This window comes from Pseudomonas sp. 1L-C-7-B-C1, assembly GCF_057291635.1.
In genome coordinates this window covers 272,764-291,612 of the sequence record NZ_JBXAWH010000006.1, presented here as the reverse complement: position 1 = coordinate 291,612, position 18,849 = coordinate 272,764, and the positions used below count along the sequence as shown (strand labels likewise).

At 60.3% G+C, this 18,849-nt stretch carries 16 protein-coding genes; 7 read left to right on the top strand and 9 right to left on the bottom strand.

Translation table 11 applies throughout. The features are described from left to right. Window positions 1-149: 149 nt before the first annotated feature. Window positions 150-926 carry a ferredoxin--NADP reductase gene (locus AC0Z8Z_RS12190; RefSeq protein ID WP_485619256.1) on the bottom strand — a complete coding sequence of 259 codons (777 nt, stop codon included), beginning with the start codon at window positions 924-926 and terminating at the stop codon, window positions 150-152. Between the two features lie 319 nt (window positions 927-1,245). Between AC0Z8Z_RS12190 and AC0Z8Z_RS12185 the strand changes: the two genes are divergently transcribed. Further along, the gene (locus tag AC0Z8Z_RS12185; RefSeq protein ID WP_485619255.1) at window positions 1,246-1,494 is read left to right on the top strand and encodes a helix-turn-helix transcriptional regulator; all 249 of its coding nucleotides are present in this window, start codon (window positions 1,246-1,248) and stop codon (window positions 1,492-1,494) included. A 146-nt stretch (window positions 1,495-1,640) separates the two neighbouring features. Further along, window positions 1,641-2,765, top strand: coding sequence for a methyltransferase (locus AC0Z8Z_RS12180; RefSeq protein WP_485619254.1), 1,125 nt, complete (start codon window positions 1,641-1,643; stop codon window positions 2,763-2,765). 81 nt (window positions 2,766-2,846) lie between these two features. Here AC0Z8Z_RS12180 and AC0Z8Z_RS12175 read toward each other — a convergent pair whose 3' ends face one another. The 8 genes from AC0Z8Z_RS12175 to AC0Z8Z_RS12140 form a co-directional block, all read right to left on the bottom strand. Beyond that, window positions 2,847-3,047, bottom strand: coding sequence for a DUF2474 domain-containing protein (locus tag AC0Z8Z_RS12175; RefSeq protein WP_122536681.1), 201 nt, complete (start codon window positions 3,045-3,047; stop codon window positions 2,847-2,849). Window positions 3,048-3,104: 57 nt separating this feature from the next. Then, on the bottom strand, window positions 3,105-4,112 hold the full coding sequence (gene cydB, locus AC0Z8Z_RS12170) for a cytochrome d ubiquinol oxidase subunit II (RefSeq protein ID WP_122536680.1): 1,008 nt from the start codon (window positions 4,110-4,112) through the stop codon (window positions 3,105-3,107). 3 nt (window positions 4,113-4,115) lie between these two features. Further along, window positions 4,116-5,555 (bottom strand): cytochrome ubiquinol oxidase subunit I, encoded by a 1,440-nt coding sequence (locus tag AC0Z8Z_RS12165; RefSeq protein ID WP_122536679.1) that lies wholly within the window; start codon window positions 5,553-5,555, stop codon window positions 4,116-4,118. A gap of 338 nt (window positions 5,556-5,893) precedes the next feature. Then, window positions 5,894-6,829: an alpha/beta hydrolase gene (locus tag AC0Z8Z_RS12160; RefSeq protein ID WP_485619253.1), complete on the bottom strand. Its 936-nt coding sequence runs from the start codon at window positions 6,827-6,829 to the stop codon at window positions 5,894-5,896. 39 nt (window positions 6,830-6,868) lie between these two features. After that, window positions 6,869-7,810, bottom strand: a complete 942-nt coding sequence (choX, locus tag AC0Z8Z_RS12155; RefSeq protein WP_485619252.1) for a choline ABC transporter substrate-binding protein — start codon at window positions 7,808-7,810, stop codon at window positions 6,869-6,871. Window positions 7,811-8,116: 306 nt separating this feature from the next. Further along, window positions 8,117-10,285, bottom strand: coding sequence for a xanthine dehydrogenase family protein molybdopterin-binding subunit (locus AC0Z8Z_RS12150; RefSeq protein WP_485619284.1), 2,169 nt, complete (start codon window positions 10,283-10,285; stop codon window positions 8,117-8,119). 47 nt (window positions 10,286-10,332) lie between these two features. Then, window positions 10,333-11,319, bottom strand: a complete 987-nt coding sequence (locus AC0Z8Z_RS12145; protein WP_485619251.1) for an FAD binding domain-containing protein — start codon at window positions 11,317-11,319, stop codon at window positions 10,333-10,335. Next, complete coding sequence (locus AC0Z8Z_RS12140; protein WP_485619250.1) at window positions 11,316-11,840, bottom strand: (2Fe-2S)-binding protein; 525 nt, start codon at window positions 11,838-11,840, stop codon at window positions 11,316-11,318. Before AC0Z8Z_RS12140 ends, AC0Z8Z_RS12145 begins: the two co-directional genes overlap by 4 nt. A gap of 307 nt (window positions 11,841-12,147) precedes the next feature. Here AC0Z8Z_RS12140 and AC0Z8Z_RS12135 point away from each other — a divergent pair, with 307 nt between their 5' ends. From AC0Z8Z_RS12135 to AC0Z8Z_RS12115, 5 genes are all read left to right on the top strand, one after another. Then, window positions 12,148-13,440 carry an NCS2 family permease gene (locus AC0Z8Z_RS12135; RefSeq protein WP_485619249.1) on the top strand — a complete coding sequence of 431 codons (1,293 nt, stop codon included), beginning with the start codon at window positions 12,148-12,150 and terminating at the stop codon, window positions 13,438-13,440. Further along, a complete protein-coding gene (gene trmA / locus AC0Z8Z_RS12130) occupies window positions 13,437-14,522 on the top strand; it encodes a tRNA (uridine(54)-C5)-methyltransferase TrmA (RefSeq protein WP_485619248.1) in 1,086 nt (361 codons plus the stop codon). The genes AC0Z8Z_RS12135 and trmA overlap by 4 nt, the downstream gene beginning before the upstream one ends. Before the next feature lie 218 nt (window positions 14,523-14,740). Then, window positions 14,741-16,030 (top strand): MFS transporter, encoded by a 1,290-nt coding sequence (locus AC0Z8Z_RS12125; protein ID WP_485619247.1) that lies wholly within the window; start codon window positions 14,741-14,743, stop codon window positions 16,028-16,030. Window positions 16,031-16,278: 248 nt separating this feature from the next. Continuing rightward, on the top strand, window positions 16,279-16,767 hold the full coding sequence (locus tag AC0Z8Z_RS12120; protein WP_485619246.1) for an Hcp family type VI secretion system effector: 489 nt from the start codon (window positions 16,279-16,281) through the stop codon (window positions 16,765-16,767). Between the two features lie 9 nt (window positions 16,768-16,776). After that, window positions 16,777-17,727 (top strand): hypothetical protein, encoded by a 951-nt coding sequence (locus tag AC0Z8Z_RS12115; RefSeq protein ID WP_485619245.1) that lies wholly within the window; start codon window positions 16,777-16,779, stop codon window positions 17,725-17,727. Window positions 17,728-18,849 lie beyond the last annotated feature (1,122 nt).

Here is an 18,849-nt window from a genome sequence, read left to right as displayed (position 1 = left end):
ATGGCTCGAAATCACCGCTCGCCGCTGGACGTGTGGGAGCGAGCTTGCTCGCGAAGATGGCATACCCGCCGCTAGAGACCTGGCGGATGTACCCGCTTCTTCGCGAGCAAGCTCGCTTCCACAGGGTTTGCGTTCGCCCCGGTGTTCAACTACCAGTAATTCTCCACCGCGATCTGTCCCGGCTTGCGCGTCAACGCCAGGCGCATGTCGCGGGTTTTGAGTATCGCGCGGGTGTCCTCGATCATTTGCGGATTACCGCAAATCATCACCCGTGAATGTTCAGGCGTCAGCTCGACGCCGGCCGCTTTCTCCAATTCACCGTTCTCGATCAGCGTGGTAATGCGCCCGTTAAGCGCACCCGGATGCGGCTCCCGCGTGACGGTGGCGATGAACGTGAACTTGTGCGCGTACTCGGCCAGATACTCGCGCTGGGTCAGCTCGGCGATGAGCTGCTGATAGGCCAGTTCCCGGGACTCGCGGACGCTGTACACCAAAATGATGCGCTCGAATTTCTCCCAGACCTCGAAGTCCTGCAGGATCGACAGGAACGGCGCCACGCCGGTGCCTGTGGACAACATCCAGAGGTCGCGACCGTCCGTGAAGCGATCGAGGGTCAGGTAACCCACCGCCTGTTTTTCCACCATCAGGGTGTCGCCCTGACGAAGCCGGCTCAACTCGCTGGTGAATTCGCCATTGGGCACGACGATGGAGAAGAACTCGAGAAACTCATCGAAGGGCGAGGACACCACTGAATAGGCCCGCCACACCGTCGTTCCGTCAGGCTTGGTCACGCCCAGTCGTGCGAATTGCCCTGCCGTAAAACGGAAGCCGGGGTCGCGGGTTGTGCGAAAGGTAAAGAGACTGGGAGTCAGCGGCGTAACGTCCAGCAGCGTTTGCCGGGTGAATTTTTCTGCACTGGCAGTCATGGGGCGCTCCTGGCTCCTGTCTCACAAAAAGGGTGATCAGTGTCCCGCAAACACGCTGCGATAAACACCGCCGGTTTGTAGTGACATCTACAGCGGTCTTGCCGATTTTTAGAGTATTTGGCTATCAGCGTTATCGCAAAGCGGTCCGAAACAGGACGCCAGCGGATCTTAAGCTGCTGATTTAGCTGAGTTTTACAGAGCTACCCGCCCAGTGACTTCGGTGTCACTGCGGCGCGACCGTGAGGCTTGCCGCGTTCAGGGCGGCGATTATTTCCTAGACTTCGATCAGGACGATCAACACCGAGCATGGAGGCACACGATGGATATTCGGAAGCTGGGCGAAGACTGCGACGCCTGCGGGGAGAGTCTGGGCTATAAAGGCCTGACGATCCGAGAGGTGGAGGTGTTGAGGTGGTGCGCCACTGGCAAGACGGCTGCAGAGGTTGCGCTGATCCTTGATGTGACAGCGCGCACCGTTAATTTCCACATTGGCAAAGCCATTCATAAAATCGGCGCTTGCAACAAGATGTCGGCCGTGGTCCAGGCGACCAAAGACGGGGTGATCTAGGCACGGGCAAAGCAAGGGTGAAAAGCCCGGTGCGTACGGGCAAAAACACGTAAAATCGCCGGCTTCGCGAACCTGGACACGCCGGCGCACGTGTAATTTCCGCCGACATGCCGGTAGCGCCATCTACGACTGGAACCGCTCCGCCCATGCCCCTGCTTACCACCCCGTTTGCCCAGCTCGACCTGATCCGCCAACCGGAGCAGCCGGATGAGCCCTTGCAGGCCTTCGATGCTGCCGACGAGTACCTGCTCAATCACGTTGCTGAGCAGGGGGTGACGCTGCAAACACGGGTGCTGGTGCTCAACGACAGTTTCGGCGCGCTCGCCGCCAGCCTCGCCCCCCATGCCACTGTGGTCAGCAGCACGGATTCGTTTCTCGGTGCTCAAGCCCTGGGAAAAAACCTGGTGCGCAACGGCCTGACCTATGACGCCGTCCCGGTGGTCCCCGCCAGTGAGCCACTGACCGGCCCCTTCGACTGGGTGCTGATTCGCGTCCCGAAAACCCTCGCCTTGCTGGAAGAACAGCTGATTCGTTTACAGGCCCAACTGGCTCCGAACGCCAAAGTCGTCGCTGCCGGCATGATCAAACACCTGCCCCGCTCGGCAGGCGAGCTGATGGAGGAGTACATCGGCCCCGTGCAGGCATCGCTTGCCGTAAAGAAGGCCCGACTGCTGTTGTGCACCCCTGAAGCCAAAACCGTTCAACCCTCGCCCTACCCCACCCGTTACACGCTGGACGAGCCGAAGATCGAATTGATCAACCACGCCAACGTGTTCTGCCGCGACGGTCTGGACATCGGCACGCGGGCCTTCCTGCCGTACTTGCCCAAGGGCCTGGGCTCAGCACGGGTCGCCGATCTGGGGTGCGGCAATGGCGTGCTCGCCATCGCCAGCGCGCTGAACAACCCCGACGCGCACTACACGCTGGTGGACGAATCGTTCATGGCGGTGCAATCGGCTCAGGAAAACTGGAGACTGGCCCTCGGCGAGCGGCCGGCGGTGATTCACCCAGGTGACGGGCTGGCGGCGCAGGAGCCTGACTCGCTGGACGTGGTTCTGTGCAATCCGCCGTTCCACCAGCAGCAAGTGGTCGGCGATTTCCTCGCCTGGCGAATGTTCCAGCAGGCGCGCTCGGCGCTGGTCACCGGCGGCGCGCTGTACATCGTGGGCAACCGTCATCTGGGCTACCACAGCAAACTGGCGCGTTTGTTCAGGGGCGTGGAACAAGTGGCAGCGACGCCGAAGTTCGTGATTCTCAAGGCGCGTAAATAGCTCGGTGGGCTCGTCGTGCAGCCTCCACAGGTGAAGCAAAAAAAACCCGCCGAAGCGGGTTTTTTATTGAGCGAGCATCACTCAGTGCGACTTCATGCCTGCCGCTGTCATGAACATGCGCAGCAGCATGGCGACCACGAACAGCGCCAGCACGCTACCAGTCCAGATGACCACCAGCCAGCCGATGCGCTGCCACAGTGGCTTGCCCTGCGCTGGATCAACCTCGCGCCTGTGCTCATCCTGGTTCCGGGCGTCGTGCTGAACAGATTCTTTAACCGACATCGCTAAACCCTCTTATCGCGCAGTCCGGCCCCGGCGATACACCGGGGCCGCGACCTGCTAGTGATAGCCGTGTTCGTGGGTGACTTTGCCGCGGAATACGTAGTAGCTCCAGAACGTGTAACCCAGGATCAGCGGAATGATGAACAGCGTACCGACCAGCATGAAACCCTGACTCTGTGGCGGCGACGCGGCGGCCCAGATCGACACGGTCGGCGGGATGATATTCGGCCACAGGCTGATGCCCAGCCCGCTGTAGCCGAGGAAGATCAGCACCAGCGTCAACAGGAACGGTGCGTAGTTGGCATTGCGCGCCACTGCTTTGAACAGGCCGTACATCGTCAGCATGACCAGCGCTGGCACTGGCATGAACCAGAGCAGGTTGGGCAGGCTGAACCAACGATCAGCGATGGCCTGATGGGCCAGCGGCGTCCACAGACTGACGATCGCCATGACCACCAACGTGGCGAGGGCCAAGGGTCGTGCCAGATCATGCATGGCTTTCTGCAGCGGCCCTTCGGTCTTCATGATCAGCCAGGTGCAGCCGAGCAAGGCGTACGCCACGATCAGCGCCAGACCACAGAAGACCGAGAACGGCGTCAGCCAGTCCAGTCCACCGCCGGCATAGGCACGATCGACCACGGGAATGCCGTCGATGTAAGCGCCCAGTGCCACGCCCTGGAAGAACGTCGCCACCAGCGAACCGCCGATGAATGCCTTGTCCCACAGGTGCCGCTTGACGTCGGTGGCCTTGAATCGGAATTCGAACGCCACACCGCGGAAGATCAGCCCGAACAGCATGAAAATCAGCGGCAGATACAACGCTTCAAGCACAACCGAGTAGGCCAGCGGGAAGGCGCCGAACAAGCCGGCCCCGCCCAGTACCAGCCAGGTCTCGTTGCCGTCCCAGACCGGCGCGACGGTGTTCATCATCACGTCGCGGTCGGTCTTGTCCTTCATGAACGGGAACAGTATCCCGATGCCCAGATCGAAGCCGTCCATGATGACGTACATCATGACGCCGAAGATGATGATCACGGCCCAGATCAGTGGAAGATCGATACCCATGGCTCAGTTCCCCTCAGTCAGGCTGTCTTTGCGGTGGTCCGTGCTGCTTTCATCAGCAGCAGAGAGAGGACGCGCCGGGGTGCGTTTCTGCCCTGGTCCGCCATAGGTCGCGTTATCACCTTCGTGGGTTTTAGGCCCTTTGCGTACCAGACGCATCATGTAGCCAAAGCCGGTGCCGAACAGCAGGAAATACACCACGACGAACAACACCAGGGTAATGCTCAACTGCTCGACACTGTGACGGGACGCCGCATTCGCGGTGCGCATCAACCCGTAGACCACCCATGGCTGACGTCCGATTTCAGTGGTGAACCAGCCCGCGAGCATCGCAATCAGACCCGCCGGCCCCATGCACATGACCAGACGCAGGAACCAGCGATTGGTGTACAGCCCGCCGCGCCAGCGCAGCCAGGCGCTCCACAGACCCACCGCGATCATCAGCATGCCCAGGGCCACCATCACGCGGAATGACCAGAACACGATGAGCGAATTCGGACGGTCTTCCGGTGGGAAGGACTTCAGCGCCGGGATTTGCTTGTCCAGGCTGTGTGTGAGGATCAGGCTGCCCAGATACGGAATCTCGACCGCGTACTTGGTGCGCTCTTCTTTCATGTCCGGGATGCCGAACAGGATCAGCGGCGTCGGCTCATCCCCGACGTTTTCCCAGTGACCTTCGATGGCTGCGATCTTGGCCGGCTGGTGCTCGAGGGTGTTCAAGCCGTGGGCATCGCCCACCATCGCCTGAATCGGCGCAACGATCAGCGCCATCCACATGGCCATGGACAGCATTCTGCGAATCGCCGGGTTATCGCGGCCACGCAACAGGTGCCAGGCCGCCGAGGCGCCGACGAAGAAAGCCGTGGCAACAAAGGCGGCGATTGCCATGTGCGTCAGTCGATACGGGAACGACGGGTTGAAGATCACCGCGAACCAGTCCACCGGAATCACCCGGCCATCGACGATCTCGAAGCCCTGTGGGGTTTGCATCCAGCTGTTGGAAGCCAGAATCCAGAAGGTCGAAATCAGTGTGCCGACCGCTACCATGGATGTGGCGAAGAAGTGCAGGCCGCGGCCGACACGGTTCCAGCCGAACAGCATGACGCCGAGGAAGCCCGCTTCAAGGAAGAACGCCGTCAGGACCTCATAGGTCAGCAAGGGCCCGGTTACCGCGCCGGCGAAGTCGGAAAAGCGGCTCCAGTTAGTGCCGAACTCGTACGCCATGACCAGACCCGAAACCACACCCATGCCGAAGTTGACGGCAAAGATTTTCGACCAGAAGTGATAAAGGTCGCGGTAAGTGTTGTCGTGGGTTTTCAGCCACAAGCCTTCGAGCACCGCAAGGAAGCTCGCCAGACCAATGGTGATGGCAGGGAAAAGAATGTGAAATGAAACGGTGAATGCAAACTGGATTCGGGCGAGATCGAGCGCCTCTAAGCCGAACATAGGTCTTCCTCTATCAGGTGGAACTGGCTTCAGACTCGGGGCCTGCAGCGACTGCCCCCACGGTGTATTGAGTACGAGGTATGGCGTTTGTTCTCTTTGATTCGTGCTCAGGTCGGCGACCGGGGGGATGCGTCAGGGGGCCAGTTCGATCAATACAGGCCAGAGCATTGATCCAGGTCAGCTGACGTGGAAAGAGTAGTCCCATTTCGGCACTTGCTCTGCGTGGTCTTTTGTCGCGTGGCGAGTTGACTCACCTTTCAGGCCGGTGCAGTAGGCGGGAAGCAGAACAGAGAGCGCGGAGTTGCAGCACGGCACTTACAACGATGGCATACACCGCCCTACAAAGGATCGCGAATAAAGCCCAACAGCGCAGACACCAGTCGCTGATAAAGCGCATCCACTTCTGGTACCTGGCCTTTAGCCCTGAGACTGCCGTGAAGCAGCCCGAGGCCGGGCTCGAACTCAGTGCGCACGCCCGCTTCACGCAGCGCGCGCTCGTAGCAGACGCCGTCATCGCGTAACGGGTCGAACTGCGCGACGGCGATGAACGCAGGCGCCAGATTGTGGAACTCCCCGGCGTTGAGTGGCCGGGCATACGCCGACTGTTCGTCCGCCATCATGTACAGCTGCCGGTAATACCCGAGCTCATCGGCAGAAAGAAGCGGTGCGTCGGCACATTCACGCCGGGAAGGCAGATCACTGGCCCCGCCCAGTTCCGGGTAAATCAGCGCCTGCCCGACCGGCTGACGCTCACCGGCATCGCGCAGCGCCAGACACACGGCCGCAGCGAGATTGCCACCGGCGCTGTCCCCGGCGATGGCGATGCGGTGCGGGTCGATGTCCAGCCGTTGCGCCTGGATCTGCAGGGCGTGCCAGACCGCCAGACAGTCGCCGAAGCCGGCTGGAAAGGGGTGTTCGGGCGCCAGTCGGTAATTCACGGCGACCACCACGGCATTGAGGTCGGCCGCCAATGCTGCGGTCAGGAAGTCATGGGAATCGAGATCGCCAACGACCCAGCCGCCGCCGTGGATGTACATGACACACGGCGCCGGATGTTCGAGGGATAGCCGCTGAGGCCGGTAACTACGCACCGCCACGCCGCCGAGGGCGAAATCCCGTACATCAAGGTGCGCCGGACGGGTGGGCGTGAACGCTTCACTCATCCGCGAATACGCGCGACGCTGCTCGTCGATGTCCTCGGAGGCGCTGCTGAAACTCAGCGTTTTGGTCACAAACGCCAACATCTCGGAGGACAGCGGGTAAGACGTAGGCATTGGCTACTCCAGCCCGAGCCCTTGGCCAGGCCCGCTTGCTTATTTGTTCACCGCCACTTGCACGGCGGCCGTTGCATCTTTGCCATCGAAGGTCGTCACGCCATCCAGCCAGCGCTTCATGTCTTCAGGATGATCTTTGAGCCACTGGCGAGCAACGTCGTTCGGCGCCTTGCGGTCCATGATCGGCACCATCATCTGGCTTTCCTGAGCGGCGGTGAACTTCAGGTTGCTCATCAATTTGCTGACGTTCGGGCATCGAGATGCGTAATCCGGGGCTGTCACCACGGAAACGGTCGCCGCGCCTTCACTCGGGCCGAACACGTCTTCACTGCCGGTCAGGTAGGCGATCTTCATGTTGATGTTCATCGGGTGCGGGGTCCAGCCGACGAATACCACCCATTCATTACGCTTGATCGCACGCTGCACCGCCGCGAGCATGCCCGCCTCGCCGGACTCGACCAACTGGAAGCCGCCGAGCCCGAACTGGTTTTTCTCGATCATGCCCTTGATGTTGGCGTTGGCACCGGTGCCAGGCTCGATGCCGTAGATCTTGCCACCGAGTTTGTCCTTGAATTTGGCAATATCGCCGAAGGTTTTCAGCCCGCCCGACGCCACATAATCCGGCACCGCGAGCGTCGCCTGGGCGTCACTCATGCTGGGCACGTCGAGCACCTTGACCTGGTTGGCTGCCACAAAGGGCGCGATGTTCTTGTCCATGGCCGGTTTCCAGTAACCCATGAACACGTCGAGCCGATCGTCACGCAGACCGCCAAAGACGATTTGCTGGGCGGCGCTGGTCTGTTTGACCTCGTATCCCATGTTTTGCAACAGCACTTCGGCGACTGCGCTGGTGGCAACGACGTCAGTCCAGTTGACCACGCCCATGCGCACGTTCTGGCACTTGGCAGGTTCCGCAGCCAGCAGGACGCCGCTGCTCAGCATCAACGCAGCGCAACTGATATGACGAATAAATGAGTTCATGGATGCTCCTCGGGTCAGCGCGTTATTTTATTCAGCTCTTTTCGGCAGTTTTTCAAGGCTTGAAGACCCACGGCAATTCGGTGGCTGCCGCGTTGATGCAAAGTACGCAGCAGGCCTGAGCATCAAGCGCACCAGCGCGACCTGTGCTTGCACTGGGGCGACATTGAATGAGGAAGGGTTCAGCAGATGATCGTTCCCACGCTCCGCGTGGTAATGCAGTTCATGACGCTCTGCATCATTAGGTACACGCAGCGTCCGGGGAGGCGTTCCCACGCAGGGCGTGGGAACGATCAGGTACGGCGCGGGTTAAAGCACCTTATCCAGCGTAATCGGGAATTCCCGAACGCGCTTGCCCGTGGCGTGGTAGATGGCATTGGCGATGGCAGAGGCCACGCCGACGATGCCGATCTCGCCCACACCCTTGGAACCCAGGTCGTTGACGATGCTGTCGTTCTCTTCCACGAACAGCACGTCGATCTCGCCGATATCGGCGTTCACCGGGATGTGGTACTCCGCCAGGCTGTGGTTCATGAAGCGCCCGAGGGTGTGGTCCGTCTGGCTCTCTTCCTGCAACGCCTGCCCAATCCCCCAGACCACGCCGCCGAGAATCTGGCTGCGCGCCGTTTTCGGATTGACCACACGGCCCGCCGCAACAGCATCCACGACGCGATTCACACGAATAGTGCCCAGGTCTTCGTCCACCAGCACTTCGACGAATACCGCCGAATGGGTCGCCGTTGAATAACCTTCGCGCTTGTCGTCAGGCTTGGCGTCGATCTGCACCTCCAGCGTGTCGTGGGACGATTCGCGGACGATGTCGGCGTACGCAAAACGCTGATCATCGATGAGCAGATAACCGTCGCCATAACTGACATCAGCCATGTCCACCACCGCGTATTGCGGATGCGCCATGCGCACGGCGTCGAGCAACTTGGCGCGCAATGCGCGGCAGGCCTGCTGCACCGCGGTGCCCACGGACGACACGGTGAACGAGCCGCCCTGCAACGGCGACGTCGGCAGCGACGAATCACCCAGCACGAACGTGACGTCTTCCGGATTTACGCCAGCGGCCTCGGCGGCGATCTGGGTCATGACCGTGTAAGTACCGGTGCCGATGTCAGTGGTGGCGCTGCTGACAGTGATCTTGCCGCTGCTGTCGATACTGGCTTTGGCGCTGGCCGGCATTTGCATGGCTTCCCACACACCGCCGGCCATGCCCCAGCCCACCAGTTGCCGGCCCTGGCGCATGCTGCGTGGTTCAGGATTGCGCTTGCTCCAGCCGAAGCGCTCGGCGCCCTGCTCATAACAGGCCAGCAGTTCTTTGCTGGAGTACGGCTTGCCTTCGTTGCCGTTGCTGTCGGCGAAGTTGACGATCCGCAGCTGCACGGGATCGACGCCGGCGGCAATTGCCAGCTCGTCCATCGCACATTCCAGCGCGACCATGCCGGAGGCGGCGCCCGGAGCACGCATGTCCAGCGGTGTGTACACGTCCAGCGGCGCCAGCTTGTAGCTCAACTGCACGTTGTCGCATTGATAGAGCATGCCGCTCCATTCAACGACGTGCTCGGCAAAGTCTTCGAAACGCGAGGTCTGGCCGATGGCGTCGTGGGCAATCGCCGTCAGCTTGCCGTCTTTGGAAGCACCCAGGCGCATGTGCTGCAGCGTCTGTGGACGGTAGCCGAAGGTGAACATCTGCTGGCGGGTCAGCGTCAGACGTACCGAACGCTGGAGCTTCAGCGCTGCCATGACGGCAAGAGGCAGCTGGTATTGCGGGCGCAGGCCGGAGCCGAACGCGCCACCGACCAAGGCGGCGAGGACGCGGATCTTCTCCTTGTCCAGGCCAAACACGCTGTGCAGATAATCCTGGCAGTTCTGCGTGCCCTGGGTTTTATCGTGGATCTCCAGGCTGCCGTCGGCCTTGTAAAACACCGTGGAGGCGTGGGGCTCCATCGGGTTGTGGTGCTCGTTGGGGGTGCTGTAGTGAGTGTCGACAGTGACCGCTGACTGGGCGAAGGCGCCTGGAAAATCCCCGCGCGGCTTTGGTGTTTCCGCCGGCGCAGTGTGGGCGTCGCTCTGGCCGACGCTGAGGTCGGTCTGGTGCGACTCGGTTTCATACTCGATACGCACCAGGGAGCCGGCGTGCCGCGCCAGTTCAAGGGTGTCAGCCACCACCAATGCCAGCGGCTGACCGCTGTAGAGCACGCGGTCGTTGTAGAGCGGACGGAACGGCGAGCCTTCAGCAGAATCCGCGTCCTGATAATCCTCGTCATAACTGGCGATATGCGGACGGTTGGTGTGGTCGATGACCGCCACCACGCCGGGCACCGCCAGCGCTTGTGAGGCATCGATGCGCACGACGCGGCCTGAGGCGATGCTGCTGGAGACAACGCTGGCGTGCAGCAGGCCTGCCTCCGGGTACTCGCCAGCGTAGCGGGCCTGGCCGGTGACTTTCAGGCGTCCATCGACGCGATCCATCGGTTGGCCCAGCGCGGAGCTTCCCGGGATTGGTGTGTTCGCGTTCATTAAACAGTTCCTCCCAAGGTGGCGTCGCTCAAGGCGCGAACGATCGCGCGGCGCGCCAGCTTGATCTTGAAAGCGTTGTGCGCCAGCGGCTGAGCGTCGCGCAGCATCGCGTCGGCAGCAGCAACGAAGTTTTCCCGCGAGACCGGCTGACCCTTGAGCGACTGCTCCACGGCCGTGTCACGCCAAGGCTTGTGGGCAACACCACCGAGGGCGATGCGCACATCACGAATGACGTCGCCATCGAGCTCAACGGCAGCAGCTACCGAGATCAGGGCAAAGGCGTAAGACGCTCGGTCACGGATTTTCAGGTAGTGGCTGTGCTGCTGGAAACGTGGCGCAGGCAGTTCGACGGCGGTGATCAGCTCATCGTCGGCGAGCTGGTTGTCGCGCTGCGGCGCATCGCCGGGCAGTCGGTGGAAATCAGCAAACTCGATGACCCGGGCACCGGCACGCCCCTGAACATGGACGCGAGCTTCCAGCGCAGCCAGCGCGACACACATGTCCGAGGGGTGCGTCGCGACACAGGCATCGCTGGCACCGAGAATCGCATGGATGCGGTTCAGGCCCTCTTTTGCCGGGCAGCCGGTGCCAGGCTCGCGCTTGTTGCACGGCACGGTAGAGTCGTAGAAGTAGTAGCAGCGGGTGCGCTGCAACAGGTTGCCTCCGGTGCTCGCCATGTTGCGCAACTGCGGCGATGCGCCCGCCAGAATGGCTTGGGACAACAATGGGTAATCACGTTCGATCAACGGGTGCCACGCCAAATCAGCGTTGCTCACCAACGCGCCAATCATCACGCCACCGCTGTCAGTGGCGCGGACGTCCTTGAGCGGCAGCCCGGTAATGTCGATGAGGTGCTCAGGGCGAGCGACGTTTTCTTTCATCAAATCCAGCAGGTTCGTACCGCCGGCAATGAAACGGCTGGCAGGCCCTGCGAGATTGACCGCCTGAGCGATGTCCGATGGCTTGCTGTAGCTGAAGGGATTCATTGGCCGCGCCCTCCCTGATCCGGTGCAGCATTCATCGATGGCAAGACTTCCACCACCGCCGCGCGGATATTGCTGTAGGCGCCGCAACGGCAGAGGTTGCCGCTCATCAGTTCTTTAACTTCGTCATCGGTGCTGGCGCGGCCTTCGTTGGCCAGGCCCACCGCCGAGCAGATCTGCCCGGGCGTGCAGTAGCCGCACTGAAACGCATCATGCTTGATGAACGCTTGCTGCATCGGGTGCAGCGTGTCGCCGCTGGCGAGCCCTTCGATCGTGGTCAGCTCGGCGCCGTCACACATGATCGCCAGGGTCAGGCACGCATTGATGCGTTTGCCGTCGCGCAGCACGGTGCATGCACCGCATTGGCCGTGGTCGCAGCCTTTTTTGGTGCCGACCAGATCCAACTGCTCGCGCAGCAGATCCAGCAGGGTGGTCCAGGGCTGTACGTCCACTTGTCGGGTCTGGCCATTCAACGTCAGAGCGATGGAATGCCCTGCGAACGCCTGTTCATTGGTTGCACTCATGGGAAGCCTCACGGTAGGTACTCGATCAGCGCAGTGATCTGCGTCTTAAGGGGTACGACTTGTGCGGTTTCGGAAACGTTCAGGGTTTGTGACGGGCGTTTTGCCGCAGTTGGCGCGCCCCCACGGGGCAAGCCGATCCAGACATTTGCAATCCGACGACAAGCGCCCGGCCCCATCGCCCGGAGCTGCTGGTATGATGCGCGGCTTTTTGCAACTGGCAGAATTTGTGCAAGCCGTTTCGGTGAGCTGTGCTTTGCTGTTTCAGTCGACTACATAAATGACGCGGAGCGTCACCGGGGAGCCTTAAATGCTGGAGCGGTTGTTTCAACTCAGGGCACATAACACCAATGTGCGCACCGAAATTCTGGCCGGGGTCACGACCTTTCTGGCCATGGCCTACATCCTGTTCGTGAACCCGAGCATCCTTGGCGAGACCGGCATGGACAAGGGCGCGATCTTCGTCGCCACCTGTCTGGCTGCCGCCATCGGCTCAACCGTCATGGGCCTGATCGCCAACTACCCGATCGCCCTCGCGCCGGGCATGGGCCTGAACGCCTTCTTCACCTACACCGTCGTGCTGCACATGGGCCACACCTGGCAAGTGGCGCTGGGCGCAGTGTTCATTTCGGCCGTGATGTTTTTCCTGCTGTCGATCTTCCGCATCCGCGAATGGATCATCAACAGCATCCCGCTGCCGTTACGCTCGGCCATCGCTGCCGGTATCGGCCTGTTCCTGGCGCTGATTGCGCTGCACAACGCTGAAATCGTGGTGACCAACCCGGCCACTATGGTCGGCCTGGGCGATCTGGCCAAACCGGCACCGATCCTCGCCGCCCTGGGCTTCGCGCTGATCGTGGCGCTCGAAGCGCTGAAAGTGCGCGGCGCCGTGCTGATCGGCATTCTGGCCGTCACCATCGTCTCTATTGCCATGGGCTTCTCGCCCTTTGGCGGCGTGGTGTCGATGCCGCCTTCGCTGGCGCCGACCTTCCTGCAGCTGGACATTCCCGGCGCACTGAACATCGGTCTGGTCAGCGTGATTTTCTCTTTCCTGTTTGTTGATCTGTTCGACAACTCCGGCACCTTGATCGGCGTTGCCAAGCGTGCGGGCCTGATGGGCAAGGACGGCCACATGCCGAAGATGGGCCGTGCGCTGATCGCCGACAGCACCGCCGCGATGGCTGGCTCTCTGCTGGGCACGTCGACCACCACCAGTTACATCGAATCGGCTGCGGGCGTGAGTGCTGGTGGGCGAACCGGTCTGACGGCCATTGTGGTTGCCGTGCTGTTTCTTTTGGCGCTGTTTTTCGCACCGCTGGCCGGCAGCGTTCCGGCATTCGCCACCGCCCCTGCCCTGCTGTTCGTGGCCGTGCTGATGACCTCGGGCCTTGCCGAAATCAACTGGGATGACATCACTGAAGCGGCGCCGGTCGTCATTACCGCGCTGGCGATGCCATTCACCTATTCGATCGCCAACGGCATCGCCTTTGGCTTCATTTCCTGGACCGTGATCAAGCTGTTGTCGGGTCGGGGCCGCGAGCTGAATTCGGCGCTGGTGGTGCTGTCGATTCTGTTCGTGATCAAGCTGGGCTTTTATCCATGAGTTCTACGTTCGACCCTGCAAACTACAGCGTTCAGCTCGATGAGAAGGCCGCGCGCCTGCGCGAGTTGCTGGCGCCTTTCGAGGCGCCCGAGCCTCAGGTCTTCGACTCGCCGCGTGAGCATTACCGCCTGCGCGCCGAGTTTCGCCTGTGGCGCGACGACGGCAAGCGTCACTACGCCATGTTCGCGCCGGGCGACAAGCACACGCCGATTCTGATCAACGATTTCCCCATCGCCAGCCAGCAGATCAACACGCTGATGCCGGTGCTGCGGGAGCGTTGGGAAGCCAGCAAGACGCTCAATCACAAGCTGTTTCAGGTGGACTTTCTGACCACGCTGGCCGGTGACGGCATGATCACCCTGTGCTATCACCGCCCGCTGGACGACGCCTGGCAAGTCGAGGCCGAGCAATTGGCCGCCGACCTGAATGTCAGCGTGATTGGTCGTTCGAAGGGGCAGCGTCTGGTGATCGGTCGCGATTATGTGACCGAGCGGTTGGACGTCGCTGGCCGGACCTTCAGCTATCGCCAGCCGGAGGGCGCGTTCACCCAGCCTAACGGCACGGTGAACCAGAAAATGCTGAGCTGGGCGTATGACGCGCTGGGCGACCGCGATGATGATTTGCTGGAGCTGTATTGCGGCAACGGCAACTTCACGCTGCCGTTGGCGACCCGCGTGCGCAAGGTGCTGGCGACCGAGATCAGCAAGACGTCGGTCAATGCTGCACTGAGCAACCTGGCGGACAACGCTGTGGATAACGTGTCGCTGGTGCGCCTGTCGGCTGAAGAGCTGACTGAAGCCCTGAATGAGGTGCGCCCGTTCCGTCGTCTGGCCGGTGTCGACCTGAAGAGCTACGACTTCGGCAGCGTGTTCGTCGACCCACCCCGCGCCGGCATGGACCCGGACACCTGCGAGCTAACGCGGCGTTTCGAACGCATCCTGTACATCTCATGCAACCCGGAAACCCTGGCCGCGAATATCGCACAGCTGCACGACACCCACCGGGTCGATCGCTGCGCGCTGTTTGATCAGTTTCCGTACACCCATCACATGGAGTCAGGGGTTTTGTTGGTTCGTCGGTGACGGCGCGGCATCAACCCTTCCCCGCTAAAAAGCCGGTCCTACTATCATCAGTAGGACCGGCTTCAGCCGGGAACAGACCTCCAGACGTTTCAACTAATCTCCATGCACACGCAGCATATCCGGCGCCATCCATCATTAAATTCCTGACAGCTAGCGGCGAACGGCGCCAGACCGGTGTATAACTCTCGGCCGTCTTTCGCTTCGATGGATGCCTTGCCTTGAGTTCCGAATCGCCCGCCCCGCCCTCTGAATCCGCTAAAAGCGCCCTGCGACTACCCGGCTTTTTTGCCTTCCTGACCGCGCGCCTCGCTGCCGTCTTTGCCATGCAGATTCAGGCAGTGGTTGTCGCCTGGCAGGTCTACGACATGACCCGCAGCCCGATCTCCCTGGCCTATGTGGGTCTGGCGCAGTTCATTCCCATGTTGCTGCTGTTGATGCCGGCCGGCGACCTGATCGACCGCTATGATCGCAAGATGATCCTGACCATCAGTTGGTCGGTGCAAGCGGTGTGCAGCCTGATGCTGATGCTGTTTTCGGTGACACACCATCAGGATACACGGCTGATTTACGCCACCCTCGCCCTGTTCGGCTGCGCCCGCGCCTTTACCGGGCCTGCGTTGCAGAGCCTCCTGCCACAAGTCGTCCCGCGTGAAAAACTCGCGTCGGCCATTGCGACGAACAGCATGATCATGCGCATCGCTACCATCGCCGGGCCTCTGGTCGGCGGCGGCCTGTATGCGGCAGGCGACGGTGGGCTGACCTACTCGGTGTGCATGGCCAGTTTCATCGCCGGTGTGCTGTTGTTGATCCGAGTGCCGGTGCTCTACGCCGGCAAAAAGCAGATCCTCGAGTCCACGGCCTGGAAGCGCTTTACCGCAGGCATTGCGTTCATCCGCTCGCGGCCGATCATCCTCGGCACCATTTCCCTCGACCTGTTCGCCGTGCTGCTCGGTGGCGTCGTGGCGCTGCTGCCGATTTATGCCCACGAAGTGCTGCACCTGGGGCCGCAAGGCCTGGGTGCGCTGCGCAGTGCGATGAGCCTGGGCGAGGTCGGCACCGGGCTGTACCTGAGCTTCCGGCCTTTTGATCGACACGTCGGCCTGGTCATGTTCATCGCCGTCGCGGTGTTCGGCGTCGCCAATCTGGTGTTCGCGCTGTCGACGCTGTTCTGGCTGTCGCTGATGGCCTTGATGATCGCCGGTGCGGCGGACATGGTCAGCGTCTACATCCGCTCCACGCTGGTGCAGTTCTCTACGCCGGACGACATGCGCGGGCGGGTCAACGCGGTGAATATGCTGTTCATCGGCTCGTCCAACGAACTGGGCGAATTCCGCGCCGGCAGCAGCGCAGCACTGTGGGGCGCCGTGCCCGCCGCGATCATTGGCGGGCTGTGCACACTGGGTGTTGTGGGCGCCTGGATGGTCGGCTTCAAGGCCCTGCGCCAGGTCAACCACTTCGCCGACGCCTCGCCGGTCGAGACCACCGAGAAGCAGACTGCGCGGGTTTGATGTAAGCCCTCACGGGTATTTTCTGTTGGCGCGTACCCTCTGCGCGCCGCGCAACTGCGAACACGTCCCCGCCTCTTTTGCACGATCACTGCGACGAATATCGCCCGCTACGGAATGTTCCGTAGGACGGCCAATGGCGCCAGCGTAGGACCGATCCGAATCGTACTTTTGCCCCCCCTCTTGGCGCTTCAAAGCCCAAAGCCCCCTCCCTATCCTTGCTGCATCTGAACTCAGTAAGGACACGCGGCATGGCATTTGACGGATTCATCAAACTGGACGGGATCGATGGCGAGTCGCTGGATGAGCGCAACAAGCGCTGGATCGAGATAGTGGCCTACGATTTCGGCGTCAGCCAAAGCACATCGGCCACCGCTAGCTCGAACGGCGGCGCGGGCTCAGGTCGGGCCAGCCTCAGCGACTTCAGCTTCAGCAAGCGCCTGGACAAATCCAGCGCTTCGTTGTTTGAGGCCAGTTGCGCGGGCACGCACATCAAGGACCTGACCTTGTGCCTGTACCGCGCGGGAGGCGACAAACTCAAGTACTACGAAGTGCGCCTCGAAGAAGTGATCATTTCAGACTTCAGCCAAAGCGGTGAAAGCGGCGAGCTGCTGGAACACGTGCAAATCAACTTCGGCCGCGTTCGCATTCTGTACACCCAGCAGAAACGCAGCGATGGCGCGGCAGCCGGCAATGTAGTTGGCGGCTGGGACCGCATCGCCAACAAGCGCTTTAGCTGAGGACTGGGAATGTCCAAGCCATATGTGTTTATCAATGACCGCATACAGACCTACTTCACACTCAAGAACCGGGTGGGCGGGGGTGCGAAGTTCGATGTGCTGAACGCGCAGATTCGAAACGTTGTGGTGATGCCGGGCCAACTGGTAATTGTCAGCGACGGTTCAAACGGCACTCTCACAGCCGAAGAAACCGAGCTGATGAACCTGGCGCGTAACGTCCATCGTCAGGTGAAAGGCGCGGGCAGCCAGCTCATCGAGAACTATGACCTGCTGCAGAACATGCTCAGTTATGGATCGCTGGGTATTGGCGCTGCCACCGGGAGTTGGGGCAAGCACCTTGAGGGCGTGAAGCAAACTCTGGAAGAGATCGAGCGGCTTTACAAATTGTCGCTGGAGCGCGGAACCCCCATTGCCCGGCAGGAGTTCATCAACCAGCGGCGAGCTCTGTTTGCCACGCTTGATAAGCAACTGGAAGGCATTGCCCGCTGGGGTACCGGGCTACGGAAAAAGGGCCCGCTGAAGAAGATGCTGGGGTTGTCGACCAAGAGTTATCTGCATACAGGTGAGATCCAGGGGTATGCGGAGCGAGTTGGGAGGATCGCCAAGGTGGCGAAGTTGTTGAAGTGGGGGACACCTGTGGGGATTGGGCTGAACACATTGTCCTCTTACTTGGAGATAAAAGAGGCTTGTTCGGTAGGCCGGACGGAAATGTGTACAAGAGCAAAATATGCTGAAAGCGGAAAATTCGTATATGGCGTTGCTGGAGGTATAGTAGGTGGTTCGTTAGGCGCTTTCACACTCGCCCCGATCTGCATCGTTTTAATAGGAGCTGCCACAGGAGGGGTTGGTGCGCTAGGGTGCGGCATCGCAACCAGCGCCCTAGGGGGATACGCTGGGGGATTGCTCGGTGAAAACATCGGGAAATATCACGGAGAGTTAATCTACGACTGGATTCCGTGATGCATTCCATCGTTTTGGGCACGTCATGTTTTATCTTATTATTTTCGATGTGGACAAATATCATCGTAATGGTTTGGTTCACCTACAAAAACATAGAATATCTTGAGCACCTACTATCTGACTGCAGGTGCATCAATGATTTCAGAGCGATTTGGCAGGGAGGAATAATCGGCAGGCACATGAGATTTAATATGGTGATGATGGTAATCACCTTTCCAGGCGCAATGTACCGGCGAGGCGATACCACTCAAGATGCTCACCAACGTATTCCTCTTCGCCTGAAAAGGTGGATCTGGAGAATTTACATCTGGCTTTTTCTGAATGGGTTCTGCCTGGCCCTGTTGGCCTACTTGATAAAGGTGTCACGTTCCGCGCCAACCTGACAAGTACAGAACTGAATCCCTCGGAATAAAGCGAGGCTACTAATGAGTCGAGAACCTGATGCCTGCATTATCTTACGGGCTACTAGGATTAATCCTAACCATTTCTATATGGACCAACCTTCTGCTTTTGCTGTGGTTTGCGTACAAGCACCTGGACCTTCTCGAGCATCGCTTGTCAGGGAGTAAATGCATCACCGAGACGAGAAATTTATGGACAGGAGGGATGATTGGAAGGCTTATGCGACTCGGCATGGTATTTATCGTTATGTCCATGCCAAGACTCATGTACGTCAGGGGTCATGCCGAGAAAGATGCCCACCGGAGTATCCCCCGCCCTTTGAGACGATGGATGTGGGGAATCCACATTGCGCTTCTTACCAACTTCATCGTCTCAATGGCGCTGGCGTGCTTAATAAAAATTTCTGAGCGGTCGTGACTTGCCTTAAGGTTAAACACATGACTTACACTACGACTACTGGCCTGCTCGGGCTGACTTTAATAATATCAATATGGATCAATATCCTCGTCATGGCATGGTTCACCTATCGAAACATTAACCATCTTGAAAACCGACTATCTAACTGCAAGTGCATCAGTGACACCAAAGCCCTTTGGCAAGGAGGATTAATAGGCAGGCAAATGCGGTTGAACATGGTAGTTACAGTCATTACGCTGCCCAAAGCGATGTATCGGCGAGGCCACATCACAAAAAATGCTCACCACTCTGTGCCTCTCCAAC